Origin of the sequence: Pseudomonas sp. Pse35, assembly GCF_024519715.1 — a bacterium.
Lineage (GTDB): Bacteria > Pseudomonadota > Gammaproteobacteria > Pseudomonadales > Pseudomonadaceae > Aquipseudomonas > Aquipseudomonas paracarnis.
The window spans coordinates 1-18,828 of the sequence record NZ_JALJRP010000009.1; the positions used below are offsets into that span (position 1 = coordinate 1).

The following is an 18,828-nucleotide window of genomic DNA, read 5'->3' on the forward strand; positions in this document are numbered from 1 at the left end:
CCGCTGTAAAAGCGGAACCCTAAGTGGCCGTTACCGCAGAAATGGATATGTACACGGTCCAACTGTGTTGACTGTCAGGCCGTCTTCGCAGGCAAGCCAGCTCCCACATTTGGGTCGCGGTGCGTCAGCTGGATCAGCGTCGGCTGTCAGGCCGTCACGGGAGCAAGCTCCCTCGCCACATCGTTTGCCAGGGGCCTTTGCATGTATCAATTGATCCTCGGCGGCGCCCGTTCGGGCAAGAGCCGCCTGGCCGAAAAGCTTGCCGCAGAGAGCGGGCTTGCCGTCATTTATATCGCCACCAGCCAGCCGCTCGATGGTGAGATGAACGAGCGTGTCACTTTGCACCGCCAGCGTCGCCCCGACAATTGGGGCCTGGTTGAGGAGCCCATCGAGCTGACGCGCGTGCTGCGCGAAAACGCCGCCACTGATCGCTGCCTGCTGGTGGATTGCCTGACCTTATGGCTCACCAATCTTCTGATGCTCGAAGACCCGGCGCGCCTTGCGTGCGAGCGTAATCAACTGTTGCAAACCCTGGCTTCGCTGCCGGGAGAAATCATTTTTGTCAGCAACGAGACCGGTCTGGGTGTCGTGCCGCTGGGCGAATTGACTCGCCGTTATGTGGATGAAGCCGGTTGGCTGCATCAAGCCTTGGCCGAGCAATGTCAGCGCGTTGTGCTGACGGTTGCCGGCCTGCCCCTGACTTTGAAAGGTACTGCGTTATGACCGACTCCTGGTGGCTCAACCCCTGCAAGACGGTGAATGCCACAGCCCACGAACAGGCGCTGGCGCGTCAGCAGCAGTTGACCAAGCCCGCTGGCTCCCTCGGCCAGTTGGAGGCCCTGGCGGTGCGGTTGGCGGGTTTGCAGGGCCAGGTCAAACCGTCGGTGGATCACCTGTGGATCGTGATTTTTGCCGGCGATCACGGCGTGGTCGCTGAAGGCGTGTCGGCATTTCCCCAGGCGGTGACCGGGCAGATGCTGCAAAACTTTGTCACCGGTGGTGCGGCAATCAGTGTGTTGGCGCGGCAACTGGAAGCGCAATTGGAAGTGGTTGACCTTGGGACGGTCACGCCGTCCCTGGATTTGCCCGGCGTTCGTCACCTGAATATCGGCGCGGGCACGGCCAATTTCGTGCATGGCCCGGCGATGACTCAGTCTCAGGGGCAACTGGCCCTGCAAGCCGGGCGAGACAGCGCACACCGCGCCCTGGCAGGCGGCGCGCAGCTGTTTATCGGCGGCGAGATGGGCATCGGTAACACCACCGCCGCCAGTGCCTTGGCCTGCGCATTGCTGGATTGCCAGGTCACTGACCTTACAGGCCCTGGTACCGGTTTGAACGCCGCAGGGGTCAGCCATAAGGTCGCGGTCATCGAGCGCGCCTTGGCGTTGCACGCCGGTCAGCGCGGCGATGCGTTGCAAACCCTGTTCAATCTCGGCGGTTTTGAAATTGCTGCCTTGGTTGGCGCCTACCTGGCCTGCGCCCAGGAAGGCATGGCGGTGCTGGTGGATGGGTTCATCTGCAGCGTGGCCGCGCTGGTGGCGGTGCGCTTGAACCCGGCATGCCGCGAATGGCTGGTGTTCGGCCATCGGGGTGCCGAGCCGGGTCATCGCCATGTGCTGCGCAGCCTCGATGCGCAACCGTTGCTGGAACTGGGCCTGCGCCTGGGCGAAGGCAGCGGCGCGGCGTTGGCGGTGCCCTTGTTGCGCCTGGCGTGCGCGCTGCACGGGCAGATGGCGACCTTCGCCGAAGCCGCCGTGGCGGATCGCCCCGCATGACCTTGCGCCTGGACCTGCTGCGCCACGGCGAAACCGAGCTGGGCGGCGGCCTGCGTGGCAGCCTGGACGATGCGCTGACCGCCAACGGCTGGCAGCAGATGCGCGACGCAGTGGTGGGGCAAGGGCCCTGGGATCGGCTGATCAGCTCGCCGCTGCAACGCTGCGCTCTGTTCGCCCGGGAGCTGGGGACGCAACTTGATTTGCCGGTGAGTCTGGAGCCTGACTTGCAGGAGCTTCACTTCGGCGCCTGGGAAGGGCAGAGTGCGGCCGCGTTGATGGATACCGATGCCGAAGGGCTGGGCTTGTTCTGGGCCAACCCCTATGGCTTCACGCCGCCGGAGGGTGAGCCTGTCATCCAGTTTTCCGAGCGCGTGCTTGGCGCTGTCGCCCGGCTGCATCAGGCGTACGCGGGCCAGCGGGTGCTGTTGGTCAGTCATGGCGGTGTGATGCGCCTGCTGCTGGCTCAGGCGCGAGGGTTGCCCCGTGAGCAACTGCTGAATGTTGAAGTGGGGCACGGTGCCTTGTTCGGCCTGCAGGTTGAAGCCGATGGTGTGTTGAAGGAAGGACTCTGACGATGCTGCCGTTCTGGATCGCCCTGCAATTTCTCAGCAGCCTGCCCATTCGCTTGCCGGGCATGCCGCAACCTCAAGAACTGGGCCGTTCGTTGTTGTTTTATCCGCTGGTTGGGTTGCTGTTCGGCGTGCTGTTATGGGGCCTCAACCAGGTGTTGCAGGGCGCCCCGTTGCTGTTGCACGCCGCGTTGCTGCTCACAGCCTGGGTGTTGCTCAGCGGTGGCCTGCACCTGGACGGCCTGGCCGACAGCGCCGATGCTTGGCTGGGTGGTTTTGGCGACCGCGAGCGCACCCTCAGCATCATGAAAGACCCGCGCAGCGGCCCGATTGCGGTGGTCACCCTGGGCTTGGTGCTGCTACTCAAGTTCAGCGCGCTGGTGGCATTGATCGAACAACACAATGGCGCCGCGTTGATCCTGGCGCCCCTGATCGGACGCGCTTCGATGCTGGCGCTGTTTCTCAGCACGCGCTATGTGCGGGCGGGCGGATTGGGCCAGGCACTGTCAGATCATCTGCCGCGAATTGTCGGCCAACAGGTGCTGATCCTCAGCGGGTTGGCCTGCATCCTGATCGGTGGTTTCAGCGGCGGCATCGCGGTGTTGCTGGCGGCACTGTGTTTCGTGTGGCTGCGCCAGTTGATGGTCAAGCGTCTGGGCGGTACCACCGGCGACACTGCTGGCGCACTGCTGGAGCTGCTTGAAGTCGCGGTGCTGGTCGGGCTGGCGCTGTAACGCTTTCTTGCAATTGATTAACTCCGGGTATATACACGCTCTATGCTTGCCTCCCAATGTTTATGCACCAACCTGCGACGCGCTGCCCGTGGCGTCAGCAGGCACTACGACGGCGCTCTCGACGGCTTCGGGATCAACGTTGCCCAGTATTCTTTGCTGTGCAACCTGCAGCGCCTCGATCAACCGAGCATTTCCAGCCTGGCGGACGCCATGGGTCTGGATCGCAGCACCCTGGGGCGCAACCTGCGCGTCCTGGAAGGTGAGGGGCTGGTGCAGTTGGTGGAGGGTGACGATTTACGCAATCGCCTGGTGGTGTTGACTGCCACAGGGCAAGAGCGGCTGACTGCCGCGTTACCGGCTTGGGAAGCGGCGCAACAGAAACTGATTGATAAGCTCGGCGCCGAAAAGCGCGAAATGTTGTTGGCCTTGCTGGATGAACTCGCCTGAACGGCGGTTTGTTCGACTACAAGCGGGTATATACCCGCGAACGGAGAATAAGAAATGACCTCGATGTGGCGCACCAGTGGTTGGGTCCTTTTAGGGAGTGCGCTGATCCTGGCGTTGTCCTTGGGCGTACGGCATGGCTTTGGCCTGTTCCTGGCGCCGATGAGCAGCGAATTCGGTTGGGGGCGTGAAACCTTTGCCTTTGCCATCGCCTTGCAGAATCTGATCTGGGGCTTGGCGCAGCCATTTACCGGGGCCTTGGCCGACCGTTTCGGCGCGACCAAGGCGGTGTTTGTCGGCGGGGGTTTGTACGCCGTCGGCCTGGTGCTGATGGGCATGTCCGACTCCGCGTGGTCACTGTCGTTGAGCGCAGGTTTGCTGATTGGCATTGGCCTGTCCGGCACCTCGTTCTCGGTGATTCTCGGCGTGGTTGGCCGCGCCGTTGCGCCAGAAAAACGCAGCATGGCCATGGGCATTGCCAGCGCCGCCGGCTCGTTCGGCCAGTTCGCCATGGTGCCCGGCACCCTCGGCTTGATTGGTTGGCTGGGCTGGTCGGCCGCCTTGCTGGCGCTGGGCTTGATGGTGGCGTTGATCCTGCCGCTGGTCGCCATGCTCAAGGACCGGCCGCTGGCGGTCACGGTGGGCCAGCAAACCCTGGGCGAAGCGCTGAAAGAGGCCTGCTCCCACTCCGGCTTCTGGCTGCTGTCCTTCGGCTTTTTTGTGTGCGGTTTCCAAGTAGTGTTTATCGGTGTGCACTTGCCGGCGTACCTGGTCGACCAGCACCTGCCGGCCACGGTGGGCACCACGGTGCTGGCCTTGATTGGCCTGTTCAACGTATTTGGCACCTACACGGCGGGTTGGCTCGGTGGCCGCATGTCCAAGCCGCGTCTGCTCACCGGCTTGTACTTGTTGCGGGCGGTAGTGATTGTGTTGTTCCTGTGGGCGCCGGTCACCGAAGTCACGGCGTATCTGTTTGGCATGGCGATGGGCTTTTTGTGGTTGTCCACGGTGCCGCTGACCAATGGCACCGTCGCGACCCTGTTTGGGGTGCGCAACCTCTCGATGCTCGGCGGGATTGTGTTCCTGTTCCACCAGCTTGGCTCGTTCCTCGGCGGATGGCTGGGCGGGGTGGTCTATGATCGAACCGGCAGCTACGATTTGATCTGGCAGGTGGCAATTTTACTCAGCCTGCTCGCCGCCGCGCTGAATTGGCCGGTGCGTGAGCGGCCGGTGGCGCGTATTCAGGCGCAGATGGAGGCGGCATGAGCATGACAGCGCGTCTTATGCTGTTGGCTGTGGGGCTGGGGTTGTTGCTGCTGGCCTGGTGGGGTTGGCAACGGGGCGGCCTGGCGTTGATGCAACTGGGCATGGCGATCTGCTAAGTTGTGGGTCTGAACTGACTCAAGGACTTTTGACATGCAGATGCGCTGGCTCGCTGTACCCGTCCTGATGGCTATTGGTAGCGTGGCGATGGCCGCCAGTTGCCCACCGTTGCTGGAGGGCCAACTGCCCAAGCTGCGGGCCAAGGAATCCATCGACCTGTGCCAGCAATTCGCTGGCAAACCCTTGGTGATCGTCAATACGGCGAGCTTCTGCGGCTTTGCCCCGCAATTCAAGGGCCTGGAAGCGTTGTATCAGCGCTACAAGGGCGAAGGTCTGGAAGTGATCGGCGTGCCGTCCGATGACTTCAAACAGGAAGCCAAGACCGGGGAAGAAACCGCCAAGGTCTGCTACGTGAACTATGGCGTGACCTTCACCATGACCGAGCCGCAGAAGGTCAAGGGGCCGGATGCGGTGCACCTGTTCAAGGTGCTTGCACAGCAGGCCGACGCCGCGCCCAAGTGGAACTTCTACAAGTATGTAGTGGATCGCCAGGGCAATCTGGTTGCCAGTTTTTCCAGCCTGACCAAGCCGGACAGTCCGGAGCTGATCAAGGCGGTGGAACAGGCATTGGCTTCCAAACCCTGACCGCCAGCCAAACAAAAGCCCCGCCTCCTTCACAGGAGAGCGGGGCTTTTTTATACGACTGCGGTTAGAACTTGTAGGTCATGCCCAAGCCGAAACCGTTGGCGCTGTTTTCATACTTGGCGTTGTAGCTGGCCAATTGGTTGGAGCGCGAGATCTTGACGTCCTCTTCCTTCAGGTAGGAGTAGGCCAGGTCGATGGTCATGTTATCCATGACCTGGTAGCCCAGGCCCAGGCTGAAGATAGTACGGTCGCCGGTCGGGATGCGCGGTGAGCGATCCGTGTTGTTGGTAGGCGACTGGTCGAATGTCAGGCCGGTACGCAGTACCACTTGCTTGGTGAGCTGGTACGAAGTACCCACGGCGTAGGCCCAGGTGTCGTGCCAGTTCTGGTCTTCCTTGATTGTGCTGACCAGGCCTGGGGCAAGCGCGCCGCCAGTAGCGCCGCTGACGCCTTCGTTCTTGACGGTGATGTCTTTGAGGCGGCTCCAGCGTGTCCAGGTTGCACCGGCATAGAGTTTCCACGCGTCGGTCAGGTCTTGAGTGACGGACAGGTCGTAGGACTCAGGTGTGTCGATTTTCAGCGAGGCGTCATAGCGGTTGCTGCGCAGGAACGGCGAGGTCGCGGTCGGTGCGGTGACTTCGGTGTGGCCGTCCAGCTTGTAGCTGACCTTGGAGTGGTAGGTCAGGCCGACACGGGTGGTATCGGTGGCTTGGACCAGTACGCCGATGTTGAAGCCCAGCGCGGTGTCGTCACCCTTGATCTTGATATTGGTGTCTGGCGCGCGAGGGTTCAGCGTCAGGTCCGATTCCAGGGTGCCGGCGATGCGGTTGATGGTCGGGCCAAAACCCACGGAAACGCGGTCGTTGAAGGCGTAGCTTACGGTCGGTTGCAAGGTGATGACTTTCACTTCGCTCTTGCTGCCAAAGCCACGGCCCTGGAAGCCGCTTTCGTAGTCGGTTACCAGGCCGAACGGCGCATAGACGCCGAAGCCGACAGCCCACTGGTCGTTGAGCTTATTGGTGTAGAAACCGAAAGGCACGGCAGTGAAAGGCACCATATCGCCTTTGTTGCTGCCAGCGGAGCGGCCGCTGACATTGCTGATATCGGTGGAGGCATCAATGGCTGCAACGCCACCGGTGATCTGTTGGCCTTCCAGGCGTGCCATACCGGCAGGGTTACCGAACACAGTGCTCGCATCATCGGCAGAAGAAGAGCGACCTGCGAAACCGGTACCCATCCCGCTGACGCTCTGTTCGTTGAGGGCAAAGCCGCTGGCGAACAATTGGGAGGATGCCATGGCAACGGCGAGGCTAAGTGTGGTCTTGAGCATTACTTTTTTCATTATTAGAACTCCGTGTGATCACCGCTGCGGAAAGTATCAATAAATTTCACATCGCGCTATAGGCTGTAATGCAGGAGATAGAGCGGTTTTGTAGGACAATCCGACCAAAATTGCCGTTTTTTGCCGAATCTTGCAATTTGCCCGGTCAGCAAGCTGCCTGTTTCATGGGGCTTACACAGGTTTGCCACGCTTGGGTGAAATCTCCCAGGCGGCCTTGTGGATGGAATATTTCTTTCCAGATACGCGCCATGGCCAGCACATCGCCGGGTGCGGGTAGGGCAGCGCGCTGTTGTTCCACCAGCAACCAGGCGATGGCCGTGGCGTAGCGCAGGTTCACCGTCAACTCCAACTGAGGCGCGCTGAGGAACGCATGTTGGCTGGCCAGCCCGCGCACCAGGCTGGCGCGTTCAGGGTCCAGGGCCAGGTAGTCATCCCAGAGGGCGCGATGACGTGGTTCGGTGATGCTGTAAAGGCCATGGCCGCGCCGGTCATGCAGCGCCGAGCCCAGTTCTGACTGGCTGGCGGCAATGCCCAGCAGCAGGGATTCGGCTGTCGCGCTGTGACGGCCGAGGTACATCAGCGTCGGCCGGATCACATAACGACACAATTCACTGGCGGCAATACCCATACGAGCCTCAGTCCTTGCAAAGAGTGGACGAGCCTGAGAAGGGGAGCTTGGCAGCAATGAATCGGATCTCAGGCCCGTCGGAAGCGGATCATGCCGCTTGACTTGAAGTGTAGTGTCATATTCCTGATGTAAAGGACTGTTTTTAAAACATCTTCTGCAATCGGTTATAACGTTTATATCGATTTGTACTTAGCACCACGGACTCAAGGCCAAATTCCAGGCAATAAAAAACCCTGTTGTTCAAACAGGGTTTTTGAGGTTTCAGCGACGCGGGTCGATCAGGCGGTCAGTGCCTGACGGGTACGATCAATCACGGCCTGCAGCGGTTCTGCGCTGGAGTATTGATCGGGGTACAGGCGTTCGCTGTGACGAGCGATGCCGTGTTCGTTGACCAGGGTGAAGCTGAAGCAGCCTTTGCGAGCAGCCATGATCAGGCAGTTCATTGGGGCAAAAGCGTTGGTGAGGGCGCGAATGGCATCCTGAGTGTGGATTTGAGCGTTCATATTATTGGTGTTCCTACAAATGACACGGATAAGAACCGTGCAACGTTAAAACGTTCCAGTAACGCTGATCACCATTGATCAAACGAAGAACCCGACTGGAACAAAGCAGCCAGTTTGAAGCGCTATGGAATTAGGCGCGCTTGGGCTGGCAGGTAGGTACTTAGGAGGGCAGGCAACACAACAGGGGCAAAGGTTCTGGGCCCGGGGTGAAGATCCTGATCAATTTGCAGGTTGGTTCGGTCAGAGTATTGGAACTTCGCGCCACCCTTTGCTTGTTCAAAGGCAGTGTCGTCGCAAGGAATACCTGGAAACCATCGAGGTGGCCGATCCCATGTGGTTCAGGGGACGTATTCGACCAGAATTGACTTTCAGCTTGGTACTAACGCCGCGGATAGTAACGGATTGAAACAGGGAAGGGAAGGCCGATTGCAAAAAAACCTCGATCAGCCGCCGAGCAACTCGCGATAGACCAGTACGGTCATGGACGCGGCCAGGGCGCACCCCAGCCCATAGGCGGCGAGCGTCAATCGCAAGGACTGGCCGGTCTCGATCATGTGGATCACTTCGCGCATGTCATTGATCTTTCCGTCACTGAGTTCGATGCACAGGACCACGGCGGTAAAGGCTGCTGACAGCAAGATAGCAATGGCGAACAGTGCGCCGTCCGGAGAGGGGAGCGCGGCATTGATTCCCAGGGAGGTCGCGCAGATGGCCAGTAGCAGCCCGGCGAATAACAGAATTCCTTTCATCGGCCCTACTGGTTTGCATTGTCGGTGGCGCAGTGTGGCGAGCCGAGGCGGATTTGAAAAGCCCTCGGGTTTGCCCGGTCAGTAACATGTTTAACCGGTGTTGAATCAAAAAACGCCGCCGATATAACCAGTCGATCGGGACTTGTGCACATTTGTGGCCAAGGGTGTAACCCTGCTGTCACTGGTGTGCAAGTGCGCCCATTTGCCTGTAATCAAAATTTAAGTCAATGAAAAATCTCGCTTTTTTTTATTGGTGAAAAAATCGTCAGTTTGACTGCGGCCCCCGTTCCATGGGGCTTTGCGCCTGTTCTAGGGGGGTTGTCCACTGAGTTATCCACAGCTTCTGTGGATTGTCCCGAGCGCTTGCTCTAGGACGGGCGTGCACGGTTTTTTCAGCTTTACCTGTACGAAAAAAAGAGTAGAGTGGCGCGCCTTCCGTTCTGCCCCACAGTGCTTTATGAAGTTTCGCTCAGTATCACCTTCTGTTACCGACACGCCCCAAACTGTTACCGCACCCAAGCGTTTTTCCTTGAAGGTCGCATTGTGGCTGCTCGACAGCCCGCGCCTGGGGCAGAGCACCAATATCAAGCATCTCGCCGGACGCTTGCTCAAGCAGCCCGCCCGCGAAGGCGTGGTGGCCGCTCAGAGCCGTCTTGGCCAACTGATGTGCCGCGAGTGCGGAAATGCCCGTGACCGGCGCATCGGCCACGATTTGTTGCGTTCGGCTGCTCGCGCCGGCGACCGTCGCGCCCAGCGCGAACTGGGCCAGGTCGAAGACTGAGCTGTCCTCCGGCCTTAGGCTTGGTTAACCTTGATCTTTTTCGGTGATGGCAGAAATGGCTATGGTGTTTGACTGGACCAGTATCGCCTTGGGTCTTGTGGGTGCAGCCGTGCCGCTACTGGCGCTGTGCTGGCAACTCCAGCGGCGTCTGACCGCACGCACCACCGGTTGGGAGCTGCTGGAAGAACGCCTGGCAACCGCGCAACTGGCCCAGGAAGGGCTCGCCGCGCAACTGGACGCCAGTCGCGATGAGATCAGTGACCTCAGCCAGGCCAATGCCGCCAAACAAGCCGACCTGGCGGCGCTGCGCCGTGAAGTCGAGTTGTTGCAGATCGACCGCGATAACGCCCGCGATGCCGCGCACGCCTGGAACCTCGACCGCAGCGCCAAGGAAACCGAACTGCGTCGCCTTGACGCCTTGGCCGCTGCCCTGAGCGCCGAATTGCGCGAGCAGCAAGAGAGTCATCAGCAACGACTCACCGACCTGCAAGGCTCACGGGACGAGCTGCGTGCGCAATTTGCCGAGCTGGCCGGCAAGATCTTCGACGAGCGTGAGCAACGCTTCGCCGAAACCAGTCAGGAGCGGCTGGGCCAACTTCTGGACCCGCTCAAGGAACGTATCCAGTCCTTCGAGAAGCGTGTCGAAGAAAGCTATCAGAACGAAGCCCGTGAGCGCTTTTCCCTCGCCAAAGAGCTTGAGCGCCTGCAGCAATTGAACCTGCGTCTGTCGGACGAAGCCACCAACCTGACTCGCGCCCTCAAGGGCCAGAAAACCCAGGGCAACTGGGGTGAGCTGATTCTTGAACGGGTGCTGGAGCACGCGGGCCTGGAGAAGGGCCGTGAGTACCAGACCCAGGTCAGCCTCAAAGGCCCGGATGGCGAGCGTTTCCAGCCCGACGTGCTGATCATGTTGCCGGGCGACAAGCAGGTGGTGGTCGACTCCAAGGTCAGCTTGACCGCCTATCAACAGTACGTTGCGGCGGATGACGAGGTGATTGGCCAGGCCGCCTTGAAGCAACACGTGCTGTCCCTGCGTAATCATGTCAAAGGCTTGGCCGGCAAGGACTACAAGCGCCTGGAGGGTTTGCACAGCCTGGATTTCGTCCTGCTGTTCGTACCGATCGAGGCTGCCTTTTCTGCGGCATTGCAGGCCGAGCCCAACCTGTTCCAGGAAGCCTTCGACCGCCATATTGTAATCGTCAGCCCCACGACCTTGCTCGCCACCCTGCGCGTGATCGACAGCCTGTGGAAGCAGGAGCGCCAGAGCCAGAACGCACGGGAAATTGCCGAGCGTGCCGGTTGGCTGTATGACAAGTTCGTGCTGTTTATCCAGGACTTGGACGAAGTGGGCAACCGGCTACAACAGCTGGACAAGGCCTACAGCGCGGCGCGCAACAAGCTGACGGATGGGCGTGGGAACCTGGTCAGCCGTACCGAGCAACTCAGGTTGCTCGGTGCCCGCGCCAGCAAGAGCTTGCCGGCGGATCTGCTGGAGCGGGCGATGACCGATTCGGATGGCGTGGCGCATCTCCCGGAATAAATACGGGGCTAAATTGTAGGAACGGGCTTGCTCGCGAAAGCATAGTGTCAGTCAACACATCTAAAACTGACACACCGCTTTCGCGAGCAAGCCCGCTCCCACAAATAGATCGAATACAACCCCGTTACAGGGGCAAATGTCTGCTCAATAGCGCCCGCAACGCCGCCGGCTTCACCGGCTTGGCCAAGTAATCCAACCCCGCCCCATGCACCTCGGCAACCATCTCCGGTCGTCCATCGGCACTGATCACTACGCCGGGAATCGGCTCGGCCAGTTGCGCACGCAGCCAGCCCATCAACTCGGTACCGGTTTCGCCGTGGTCCAGGTGGTAATCCACCAACGCCAGTTGCGGGCGGATGCCCTCGGCCAGCAATGCCGCGCATTCGGCCTGATTGGCGGCCGTCCAGACTTCACAGCCCCAGCGCGTGAGCAGGCTGCGCATGCCGATCAGGATGCTGTCTTCGTTATCCACACACAGCACGCGTGCGCCACTCAAGGGCAGGCCGGTTTCTGCGGGCGCCTTGGGTTGCACGCTGGTCTGGTTACGGGCCAGCGGTACGCACACGCTGAAGACGCTGCCTTTGCCCGGCCAGGAGCGCACGCTCAGGCGATGGCCCAGCACGCGGCACAGGCCGTCGGCAATCGCCAGGCCCAGCCCTAGGCCCTTTTCGGCACGGGTCTGGTGACTGTCCAGGCGCTTGAACTCTTCGAAGATCACCTTTTGTTTATCGGGCGCAATACCAGGCCCGCGATCCCAGACCTCCAGGCAGAGTTCGCCCTTGCGACGACGTACGCCCAGCAGCACCGGGCCGTCGGCATAACGGAAGGCATTGGTCAGAAAATTCTGCAAAATCCGCCGCAGCAGCTTGATGTCGCTGTCCACTCGCAAACGGCTGCCGCGCCAGCGGAAGCGCAAGTGTTGCTCTTGGGCCAGCGCCTTGAATTCTGCTCCCAGGGTGTCGAACAGCTCGTTGAGAACAAAGGGCTGGCGTTGTGGGTTGATCTTGCCGTTTTCCAGGCGCGAAATGTCCAGCAAATCGCTGATCAGGTCTTCGGCCGAGCGCAGTGAGCTATCCAGATGCTGCACCAACTGCCGTGCCTCGCCGGACAGGCCATCGGTCTGGTGGGAGAGGGCGGCGGAAAACAACCGCGCAGCGTTCAGCGGTTGCATCAGGTCATGGCTCACGGCCGCCAGGAACCGCGTCTTTGACTGGCTGGCGGATTCGGCCACGCCCTTGGCGTCGGTGAGGGCCACGTTCAGTTGCGACAGTTCATGGGTGCGCTCGGTCACCCGCTGCTCCAGGCCCTCATTGGCCTCGGTCAGCGCTTGTTCGGCTTCGCGGAACGCGGTGATGTCGGTGAAGCTCATGACAAACCCGCCGCCGGGCATCGGGTTGCCGATCAACTCGATCACCCGGCCATTGGGGAACAGGCGCTCGGAGGTGTGCGCACGCCCCTGGCGCATCCAGTGCAGGCGACGCGCCACGTGCACTTGCGCTTCACCGGGGCCACACAGGCCGCGCTCGGCGTTGTATCGAATGATGTCTGCAATGGGCCGGCCGACGCTGATCAAGCCGTCCGGGTAGTTGAACAGTTCCAGGTAGCGCCGGTTCCAGGCCACCAGCTTGAGCGACTGGTCCACCACGCTGATGCCCTGGGTGATGTTCTCAATGGCACCTTGCAACAGAGCGCGGTTGAACTGCAGCACTTCCGAGGCTTCGTCGGCGATACGGACCACGTCCTCCAGTTGCATTTCCCGCCCTTCAATCGCCGCTTTCACCACCGCCCGCGTCGATGAGGCTCCGAGTACGCCGGCCAGCAAGCGTTCGGTGTGGGCGATCCAATCGTTATCAGCATTCTGGTTGGGGTTGAAGCCTTTGCCCTGGCGATAGGCGAAGCGAATAAAACTCTGCTGGGCCCGTTCTTCCCCGACGAAGCGTGCCGCCAGGCTGAGCAGGTCGCTGATCTGCACCGACAGCATGGAGCGCGCACTCGCACGCTGGCTGATTTCCTGGCCGATAAAACGGCCTGCCTGCCAGTGCTCGGAAACCCGTGTGCGCGACAGCATCGACACCCACACGAAGAGGGTGAAGTTACCTGCCAGGGAGAACACGGTGCCCAGGGTCAGCGAGGTGACCGACAGCCCGAACGGGTGGGAGTGCATCCATGTCAGGCCGGGGAAAAGGTTGAGCGACCAGCCCAGACTTTTCGCCGTCACTGGCAAGACCAACGTGTAGAACCACAGGAAAGTACCGGCGGCCAAACCGGCAAACACCCCACGCCGGTTGGCCTGCTTCCAATAGAGGGCGCCGAGCATCGCCGGGGCCAGTTGGGTCACAGCGGCAAAGGCGATCTGGCCGATGGTCGCCAGGCTGGCGGTGGAGCCCAGCAAGCGGTAGCTCACGTACGCCAGCAGCAGGATGATCACAATGCTCACCCGGCGAACCGACAGCATCCAGTGACGGAAGACTTCGAATGGCCGCTCGGCGCTGGATCGGCGCAACAGCCAGGGCAGCAGCATGTCGTTGGAAACCATGGTCGACAAGGCGATGCTCGCTACGATGACCATGCCAGTGGCCGCCGATGCACCGCCAATGAATGCCAGCACGGCGAGGGCAGGATGGGCCTCGGCCATTGGCAGGCTGATCACATAGGAGTCCGGCAGCACCGAGCCGGGCAACAGCATCTTGCCGCCCAGGGCGATGGGCACCACGAACAGTGCCGCGAGGATCAAATAAGCCGGGAACACCCACTTGGCCAGACGCAAATCCTGGGGGTCGATGTTCTCCACCACCGTCACATGAAATTGTCGGGGCAGGCAGATGATCGCCATCATGGCGACGCCGGTCTGTACCACCATCGAAGGCCAGTTGATGGTCTCTTTCCAGTATTCCTCAAGGCGCGGGGCGAGCATGGCCTGGCTGAACAGATCGCCGAAACCGTCGTACAAGCCGTAGGTGACAAACGCACCGACGGCGAGAAAAGCGAACAGCTTGACCAGCGACTCAAAGGCAATCGCCAGCACCATGCCGCGGTGGTGTTCGGTGGCGTCGAGGTTGCGTGTACCGAACACGATGGTAAACAGCGCCAATACCAGCGACACAATCAAGGCCGTGTCCTGGGCGCGGGTGCCGGTGGTGTCGGGGCCGGCGCCGATCAGCAGGTTCACGCCCAGCACGATGCCTTTGAGCTGCAGCGCGATATAGGGCAGCACGCCGACCAGGCAGATCAACGCCACCACCACCGCCAGGGACTGGGATTTGCCGTAGCGGGCGGCGATAAAGTCGGCGATTGAGGTGATGTTTTCCTGCTTGCTGATCAGGATCATCTTTTGCAGCACCCAGGGTGCCAGCACCAGCAACAGCACAGGTCCCAGGTAGATCGGCAAGAATGCCCACAGCTGTTCGGCCGCTTGGCCTACGGCGCCGAAGAAGGTCCAACTGGTGCAGTACACCGCCAGCGACAGGCTATACACCCAGGCACGCACGCGCGGCGGCAGCGGCGCATGGCGGCGGTCACCGTAAAAGGCGATGGCAAACATAGTGGCCATATAGGCCAGGGCAACGGCGGCGATCAGCCCGCTGGACAGCGTCATGGTAACTCCGAGCATAAGAACACCCGGGCATTCCAGGCCCGGTTGGACAGTCTCGCATGATGCCTGGTGTTAGTCAGTGTCGACCAAGGTCGTGTGGGATCGAATGTCGCAGGCGGCGCTCAGCGTGGCGGCAGGGTTTTCTGGCGCAGGATGTAGATCGTCACCAGCACCGCACTGGTCAGCATAAAGCCCCGTGCCCATGGCAGTGGTACCAGGTAGCAGGAAATCGAAATGCTCAGCCACATCAAGCCGATGGCGTAGACCTTGCCTTTGAGCGGGATGCCATTGCCGTCCAGGTAATCGCGCACCCAGGGCCCCAGGCGCGGGTGTTCCACCAGCCAGTGGTAGAAGCGCGGGGAGCTGCGAGCGAAGCAGGCGGCGGCGAGTAGCAGGAAGGGTGTGGTCGGCAGTACCGGCAGGAAAATACCGATGACTCCCAGCGCTACGCTTAGCCAGCCGATGGCCAGCAGCGCATAGCGCAGGAGCAGTGGACGGTTGCCCATGGGTTCCACGGGCAAGCGACTCAGTGGTGACGTGGCTTGAGGATCGCCGGTTTTTCGTCAGGCGCGTTGCATAGCAGGTACAGCGCGGTCAGGGCTTCCGGGATCTGCACGATCATGTCGTCCATCAGGTTGGCGTCGGCGGCGATGTCGGAGAACTCTGCCTCCTCTTCGAACAGGCCCGAACCGACCATGATCGGCAGCAGCATTTCGCTGACTTCCTCTTCGGCGGTTTCGAACCAGGCGGCTTCGCGCAGGAATACGCCTTCCATGAAACCGATGCACCAGCCGCGCAGGTCGGAGTCATCCGGATCGTCGCCCAGGTCCAGCTCGCACGGCAACTCGAACTCTTCGTCGGAGGCCAGTTGGCGCGCGATGTGGGCCTTGAGGGCGATCAGGGTGGATTCGATTTCTTCGCGATGGGCGGCGTCGCTGTAATGAGGCTCTTCAGCGAACAGCGCGTCGATCCATTCACGGTCCGGGACGGGGTCGGAGCAGATCGACAGGGCGGTCAGGTAGCCGTGGGCGGCCACGTAGTCCAGCGCCTCGTCATGCAGCTCATCGGCGTCGAGGAAGGCTTGCAGGCGGGTTAGTTGCTCAGCGAAGGACATTGAAGGGCTACCTTGGGAATAAACGATGCTGAATTCTAGGCTTTCTTGAGCGCCCAGGCCAGCCGCACGGCATATTTGCCCGGTTTTAGCCTGGTGCGTCTATTCGTCAGTCGCGCCCTTTGGTGGATAACGCTCGGGTATACTGCCGCGTTTTGTGATGCCCCTGCAGGCCCAGCGCCAATCCGGGAAAACTTCGCTTACGGATTATTTTTCGTGAGCGCGGATATTTTCGGCCAGCCTGTATTGAGGGATTTCGGCACCATTTTGGAGTTTTACATGCTCGAGCAGGCTCAACGCGTCCTCAAGGACATCTTCGGCTACGACAGTTTTCGTGGCCGCCAGGGTGCGATCATTGAGCGCGTGGCCAGTGGCGGCGATGCCCTGGTGCTGATGCCTACCGGTGGCGGCAAGTCGCTGTGCTTCCAGGTGCCGGCGCTGTTGCGCAATGGCCTGGCCGTGGTGGTGTCGCCGCTGATTGCGTTGATGGACGACCAGGTCGCCACCCTTGAAGAACTCGGTGTCGCCGCCGCGTCGTTGAACTCCACCCTCAGCGCCGAGCAGCAGCGCGACCTGGCTGCACGCATCAAGCGTGGCGAGGTTAAAATGCTTTACCTGGCGCCGGAGCGCCTGGTGCAGCCACGCATGCTGGCCTTTTTGCAGAGCCTTGAGATCGCTCTGTTCGCCATCGACGAAGCCCACTGTGTGTCGCAATGGGGCCACGATTTCCGCCGCGAATACCTGCAGCTTGGCCAATTGGCAGAACTGTTTCCCGATGTGCCGCGTATCGCCCTGACCGCCACCGCCGACAAGCGCACCCGCGAAGAGATCGTCGAGCGCCTGCATTTGCAGAACGCCGAGCGCTTCCTGTCGAGTTTTGACCGGCCCAATATTTTCTACCGCATCGTGCCCAAGGAGCAGCCGCGCAAGCAGTTGCTGGCGTTCCTGTCCGAGCGGCGTAGTGACGCGGGCATTGTGTATTGCCTGTCGCGCAAGAAAGTCGACGAGGTCGCGGCGTTCCTCTGTGAACAAGGCTACCCGGCGCTGCCTTACCATGCCGGGCTGCCCAATGAAACGCGATCAGCGCACCAGAAACGCTTCCTGAACGAGGAAGGCCTGATCATGGTGGCGACCATTGCCTTTGGCATGGGCATCGACAAATCCAATGTGCGTTTCGTGGCGCACATGGATCTGCCCAAGTCCCTTGAGGCTTATTACCAGGAAACCGGGCGTGCCGGCCGCGATGGCCTGCCGGCGGATGCCTGGATGGTCTACGGCCTGCAAGACGTGGTGATGCTCAAGCAGATGCTGCAGAACTCCGAGGGCGACGAGCGCCACAAGCGCCTGGAGCAGCACAAGCTCGATGCCATGCTTTCGTTGTGCGAAGAGACCCGCTGCCGCCGCCAGACCCTGCTGGCGTATTTTGACGAAGACATGCCTGAGCCCTGCGGCCACTGCGATAACTGCATCGACGGCGTGCAAACCTGGGACGCCACCGAACCGGCGCGCCAGGCGTTGTCGACGATCTATCGCACCGGCCAGCGTTATGGCGTGGGCCATCTGGTGGATGTTCTGCTGGGCAAGGACAACGAAAAAATCCGCAGCTTCGGCCACGAAAAACTCTCGGTGTACGGTGTCGGTAAAGCTCGCGCCGAAGGTGAGTGGCGTTCGCTGTTTCGCCAGATGGTTGCCCGTGGGCTTGTCGACATCGATATCGAAGGCTACGGCGGGCTGCGGCTGAATGACAGTTGCCGGCCGTTGCTCAAGGGCGAAGTGAGCCTGGAACTGCGCCGTGACCTCAAGCCGCAGACCACCGCCAAAAGCAGCAGCACCAGCCAGGCCAGCCAACTGGTGCGGGGTGAAGAGCGCGAACAATGGGAAGCCTTGCGCACCCTGCGGCGCAAACTGGCGCAGGAGCACAGCGTGCCACCCTACGTTATCTTCCCCGACTCCACCCTGCTGGAGATGCTCCGCGAGCAGCCCACCACCATGGCCGAGATGGCCCGGGTCAGCGGTGTGGGCGCGCGTAAACTGGAGCGCTACGGCCAGGCCTTCCTGGAAGTGCTCGGCGGTCAGGCCGAAGCGCCGAAGGAAATCGCCGATATTCGCCACGAACTGATCAGCCTGGCCCGTGCCGGCATGACCCCGATCCAGATCGCAGGCCAACTGCAATGCTCGGAAAAAAACGTGTACACCTTGCTTGCCGAAGCCATCGGCAAGCAGCAATTGTCCCTGGAGCAGGCCCTTGATTTACCTGAGGATTTGCTCGGTGAAATCCAGGACGCCTTTCTCGATGGAGAAGGCGAATTGCCAGCTGTCACCGAAATTGCGCCGTTGTTTACCGGGCGTGTTCCGGAAGGCGTTTTGTACTGCGTGCGTGCCGCTTTGCAGTCTGAATTCGAAATTTAGTGTGCCAATTACGACAATGTAACGAATCAGTACATAGCGGGCCTTGCCTATGGGCAGGGCTCATGCTTAGCTGACTAATAATTAGCCATACTTTATTTTCAGTCTTAAACACGAGTTTTTTATGCCGTTAACCGATCAACACCGTTTTGGCATGCAGTTGGCGCAAATGTCGCGAGGTTGGCGCGCCGAACTGGACCGCCGCCTGGCGGGGCTGGGCTTGTCCCAGGCGCGCTGGTTGGTGCTGCTGCACCTGGCCCGTTTTGTCGAAGCACCCACCCAGCGTGAATTGGCCCAAAGTGTCGGCGTGGAAGGGCCCACCCTGGCTCGTCTGCTCGACAGCCTCGAGGGCCAGGGCCTGGTGCAACGCCAGGCCGTAGTGGAAGACCGTCGTGCCAAACGTATCCTGCTGTGCGACACCGCCCAACCGTTGATCGACCAGATCGAAACCATTGCCACGGCGTTGCGCCATGAATTGTTCGTGGGCGTAAATGAAGAAGACCTGCGGGTGTGCATGCGGGTGCATGAGCACATCCTGGCGAACCTGGAAAAGTCCTGATCTGCAAAATGTAGGAGCGAGCTTGCTCGCGAAAAACGCCAACGATAACGCGGGCTTCCTGAATAAACGCGGCGTCTGTGGGTTTTTCGCGAGCAAGCTCGCTCCTACAAAAGTCCTTGGCAATCCT

At 60.8% G+C, this 18,828-nt stretch carries 18 protein-coding genes; 11 read left to right on the top strand and 7 right to left on the bottom strand.

The window, feature by feature from the left end; genetic code table 11:
* Window positions 1-201: 201 nt before the first annotated feature.
* The 7 genes from cobU to OC445_RS10335 all read left to right on the top strand — a co-directional run bounded on the left by cobU (window position 202) and on the right by OC445_RS10335 (window position 5,490).
* Window positions 202-723, top strand: a complete 522-nt coding sequence (cobU, locus tag OC445_RS10305) for a bifunctional adenosylcobinamide kinase/adenosylcobinamide-phosphate guanylyltransferase (RefSeq protein ID WP_198790851.1) — start codon at window positions 202-204, stop codon at window positions 721-723.
* Window positions 720-1,775, top strand: coding sequence for a nicotinate-nucleotide--dimethylbenzimidazole phosphoribosyltransferase (gene cobT, locus OC445_RS10310; RefSeq protein WP_198790850.1), 1,056 nt, complete (start codon window positions 720-722; stop codon window positions 1,773-1,775). Before cobU ends, cobT begins: the two co-directional genes overlap by 4 nt.
* Entirely contained in the window at window positions 1,772-2,347 is a 576-nt protein-coding gene (cobC, locus tag OC445_RS10315; RefSeq protein ID WP_034128334.1) for an alpha-ribazole phosphatase family protein, read from the top strand. The genes cobT and cobC overlap by 4 nt, the downstream gene beginning before the upstream one ends.
* A 2-nt stretch (window positions 2,348-2,349) precedes the next feature.
* Window positions 2,350-3,078 carry an adenosylcobinamide-GDP ribazoletransferase gene (locus OC445_RS10320; RefSeq protein ID WP_054920193.1) on the top strand — a complete coding sequence of 243 codons (729 nt, stop codon included), beginning with the start codon at window positions 2,350-2,352 and terminating at the stop codon, window positions 3,076-3,078.
* 42 nt (window positions 3,079-3,120) lie between these two features.
* Window positions 3,121-3,525: a MarR family winged helix-turn-helix transcriptional regulator gene (locus OC445_RS10325; RefSeq protein ID WP_034128336.1), complete on the top strand. Its 405-nt coding sequence runs from the start codon at window positions 3,121-3,123 to the stop codon at window positions 3,523-3,525.
* Between the two features lie 54 nt (window positions 3,526-3,579).
* Entirely contained in the window at window positions 3,580-4,788 is a 1,209-nt protein-coding gene (locus OC445_RS10330) for an MFS transporter (RefSeq protein ID WP_410055953.1), read from the top strand.
* 150 nt (window positions 4,789-4,938) lie between these two features.
* On the top strand, window positions 4,939-5,490 hold the full coding sequence (locus OC445_RS10335; protein ID WP_034128338.1) for a glutathione peroxidase: 552 nt from the start codon (window positions 4,939-4,941) through the stop codon (window positions 5,488-5,490).
* 64 nt (window positions 5,491-5,554) lie between these two features.
* Here the strand turns inward: OC445_RS10335 and OC445_RS10340 are convergent, their stop codons facing one another.
* From OC445_RS10340 to OC445_RS10355, 4 genes are all read right to left on the bottom strand, one after another.
* Window positions 5,555-6,832: an OmpP1/FadL family transporter gene (locus tag OC445_RS10340; protein ID WP_003193026.1), complete on the bottom strand. Its 1,278-nt coding sequence runs from the start codon at window positions 6,830-6,832 to the stop codon at window positions 5,555-5,557.
* Window positions 6,833-6,977: 145 nt separating this feature from the next.
* Window positions 6,978-7,460, bottom strand: a complete 483-nt coding sequence (locus tag OC445_RS10345; RefSeq protein ID WP_198790849.1) for a hypothetical protein — start codon at window positions 7,458-7,460, stop codon at window positions 6,978-6,980.
* A 278-nt stretch (window positions 7,461-7,738) separates the two neighbouring features.
* Complete coding sequence (locus OC445_RS10350) at window positions 7,739-7,963, bottom strand: hypothetical protein (protein WP_034128340.1); 225 nt, start codon at window positions 7,961-7,963, stop codon at window positions 7,739-7,741.
* 443 nt (window positions 7,964-8,406) lie between these two features.
* Complete coding sequence (locus OC445_RS10355) at window positions 8,407-8,712, bottom strand: hypothetical protein (protein WP_034128341.1); 306 nt, start codon at window positions 8,710-8,712, stop codon at window positions 8,407-8,409.
* Window positions 8,713-9,169: 457 nt separating this feature from the next.
* Between OC445_RS10355 and OC445_RS10360 the strand changes: the two genes are divergently transcribed.
* Window positions 9,170-9,493, top strand: a complete 324-nt coding sequence (locus tag OC445_RS10360; protein WP_034128342.1) for a hypothetical protein — start codon at window positions 9,170-9,172, stop codon at window positions 9,491-9,493.
* 175 nt (window positions 9,494-9,668) lie between these two features.
* Complete coding sequence (gene rmuC / locus OC445_RS10365; RefSeq protein ID WP_169918249.1) at window positions 9,669-11,033, top strand: DNA recombination protein RmuC; 1,365 nt, start codon at window positions 9,669-9,671, stop codon at window positions 11,031-11,033.
* Window positions 11,034-11,157: 124 nt separating this feature from the next.
* On the opposite strand, the gene OC445_RS10370 is transcribed toward rmuC, so the two are convergent.
* The 3 genes from OC445_RS10370 to OC445_RS10380 all read right to left on the bottom strand — a co-directional run bounded on the left by OC445_RS10370 (window position 11,158) and on the right by OC445_RS10380 (window position 15,739).
* Window positions 11,158-14,628 (bottom strand): PAS domain-containing hybrid sensor histidine kinase/response regulator, encoded by a 3,471-nt coding sequence (locus OC445_RS10370; RefSeq protein ID WP_057976928.1) that lies wholly within the window; start codon window positions 14,626-14,628, stop codon window positions 11,158-11,160.
* 119 nt (window positions 14,629-14,747) lie between these two features.
* Window positions 14,748-15,131, bottom strand: a complete 384-nt coding sequence (locus OC445_RS10375; protein WP_019818414.1) for a YbaN family protein — start codon at window positions 15,129-15,131, stop codon at window positions 14,748-14,750.
* Window positions 15,132-15,151: 20 nt separating this feature from the next.
* The gene (locus OC445_RS10380; RefSeq protein ID WP_034128344.1) at window positions 15,152-15,739 is read right to left on the bottom strand and encodes a YecA family protein; all 588 of its coding nucleotides are present in this window, start codon (window positions 15,737-15,739) and stop codon (window positions 15,152-15,154) included.
* Window positions 15,740-16,015: 276 nt separating this feature from the next.
* Between OC445_RS10380 and recQ the strand changes: the two genes are divergently transcribed.
* Together recQ and OC445_RS10390 are read left to right on the top strand one after the other, a co-directional pair.
* A complete protein-coding gene (gene recQ / locus OC445_RS10385) occupies window positions 16,016-18,145 on the top strand; it encodes a DNA helicase RecQ (RefSeq protein WP_014719373.1) in 2,130 nt (709 codons plus the stop codon).
* 121 nt (window positions 18,146-18,266) lie between these two features.
* Complete coding sequence (locus tag OC445_RS10390; RefSeq protein ID WP_003193007.1) at window positions 18,267-18,701, top strand: MarR family transcriptional regulator; 435 nt, start codon at window positions 18,267-18,269, stop codon at window positions 18,699-18,701.
* Window positions 18,702-18,828 lie beyond the last annotated feature (127 nt).

Bases quoted from the DNA above. Each gene is read 5' to 3' on its own strand.
- recQ (WP_014719373.1), top strand. From the start codon at position 16,016: ATGCTCGAGCAGGCTCAACGCGTCCTCAAGGACATCTTCGGCTACGAC.
- OC445_RS10330 (WP_410055953.1), top strand. From the start codon at position 3,580: ATGACCTCGATGTGGCGCACCAGTGGTTGGGTCCTTTTAGGGAGTGCG.
- OC445_RS10370 (WP_057976928.1), bottom strand. From the start codon at position 14,628: ATGACGCTGTCCAGCGGGCTGATCGCCGCCGTTGCCCTGGCCTATATG.
- OC445_RS10375 (WP_019818414.1), bottom strand. From the start codon at position 15,131: ATGGGCAACCGTCCACTGCTCCTGCGCTATGCGCTGCTGGCCATCGGC.
- OC445_RS10355 (WP_034128341.1), bottom strand. From the start codon at position 8,712: ATGAAAGGAATTCTGTTATTCGCCGGGCTGCTACTGGCCATCTGCGCG.
- OC445_RS10320 (WP_054920193.1), top strand. From the start codon at position 2,350: ATGCTGCCGTTCTGGATCGCCCTGCAATTTCTCAGCAGCCTGCCCATT.
- OC445_RS10345 (WP_198790849.1), bottom strand. From the start codon at position 7,460: ATGGGTATTGCCGCCAGTGAATTGTGTCGTTATGTGATCCGGCCGACG.
- OC445_RS10340 (WP_003193026.1), bottom strand. From the start codon at position 6,832: ATGAAAAAAGTAATGCTCAAGACCACACTTAGCCTCGCCGTTGCCATG.
- OC445_RS10325 (WP_034128336.1), top strand. From the start codon at position 3,121: ATGCTTGCCTCCCAATGTTTATGCACCAACCTGCGACGCGCTGCCCGT.
- cobU (WP_198790851.1), top strand. From the start codon at position 202: ATGTATCAATTGATCCTCGGCGGCGCCCGTTCGGGCAAGAGCCGCCTG.
- OC445_RS10380 (WP_034128344.1), bottom strand. From the start codon at position 15,739: ATGTCCTTCGCTGAGCAACTAACCCGCCTGCAAGCCTTCCTCGACGCC.
- cobT (WP_198790850.1), top strand. From the start codon at position 720: ATGACCGACTCCTGGTGGCTCAACCCCTGCAAGACGGTGAATGCCACA.
- OC445_RS10360 (WP_034128342.1), top strand. From the start codon at position 9,170: ATGAAGTTTCGCTCAGTATCACCTTCTGTTACCGACACGCCCCAAACT.
- cobC (WP_034128334.1), top strand. From the start codon at position 1,772: ATGACCTTGCGCCTGGACCTGCTGCGCCACGGCGAAACCGAGCTGGGC.
- OC445_RS10335 (WP_034128338.1), top strand. From the start codon at position 4,939: ATGCAGATGCGCTGGCTCGCTGTACCCGTCCTGATGGCTATTGGTAGC.
- OC445_RS10390 (WP_003193007.1), top strand. From the start codon at position 18,267: ATGCCGTTAACCGATCAACACCGTTTTGGCATGCAGTTGGCGCAAATG.
- OC445_RS10350 (WP_034128340.1), bottom strand. From the start codon at position 7,963: ATGAACGCTCAAATCCACACTCAGGATGCCATTCGCGCCCTCACCAAC.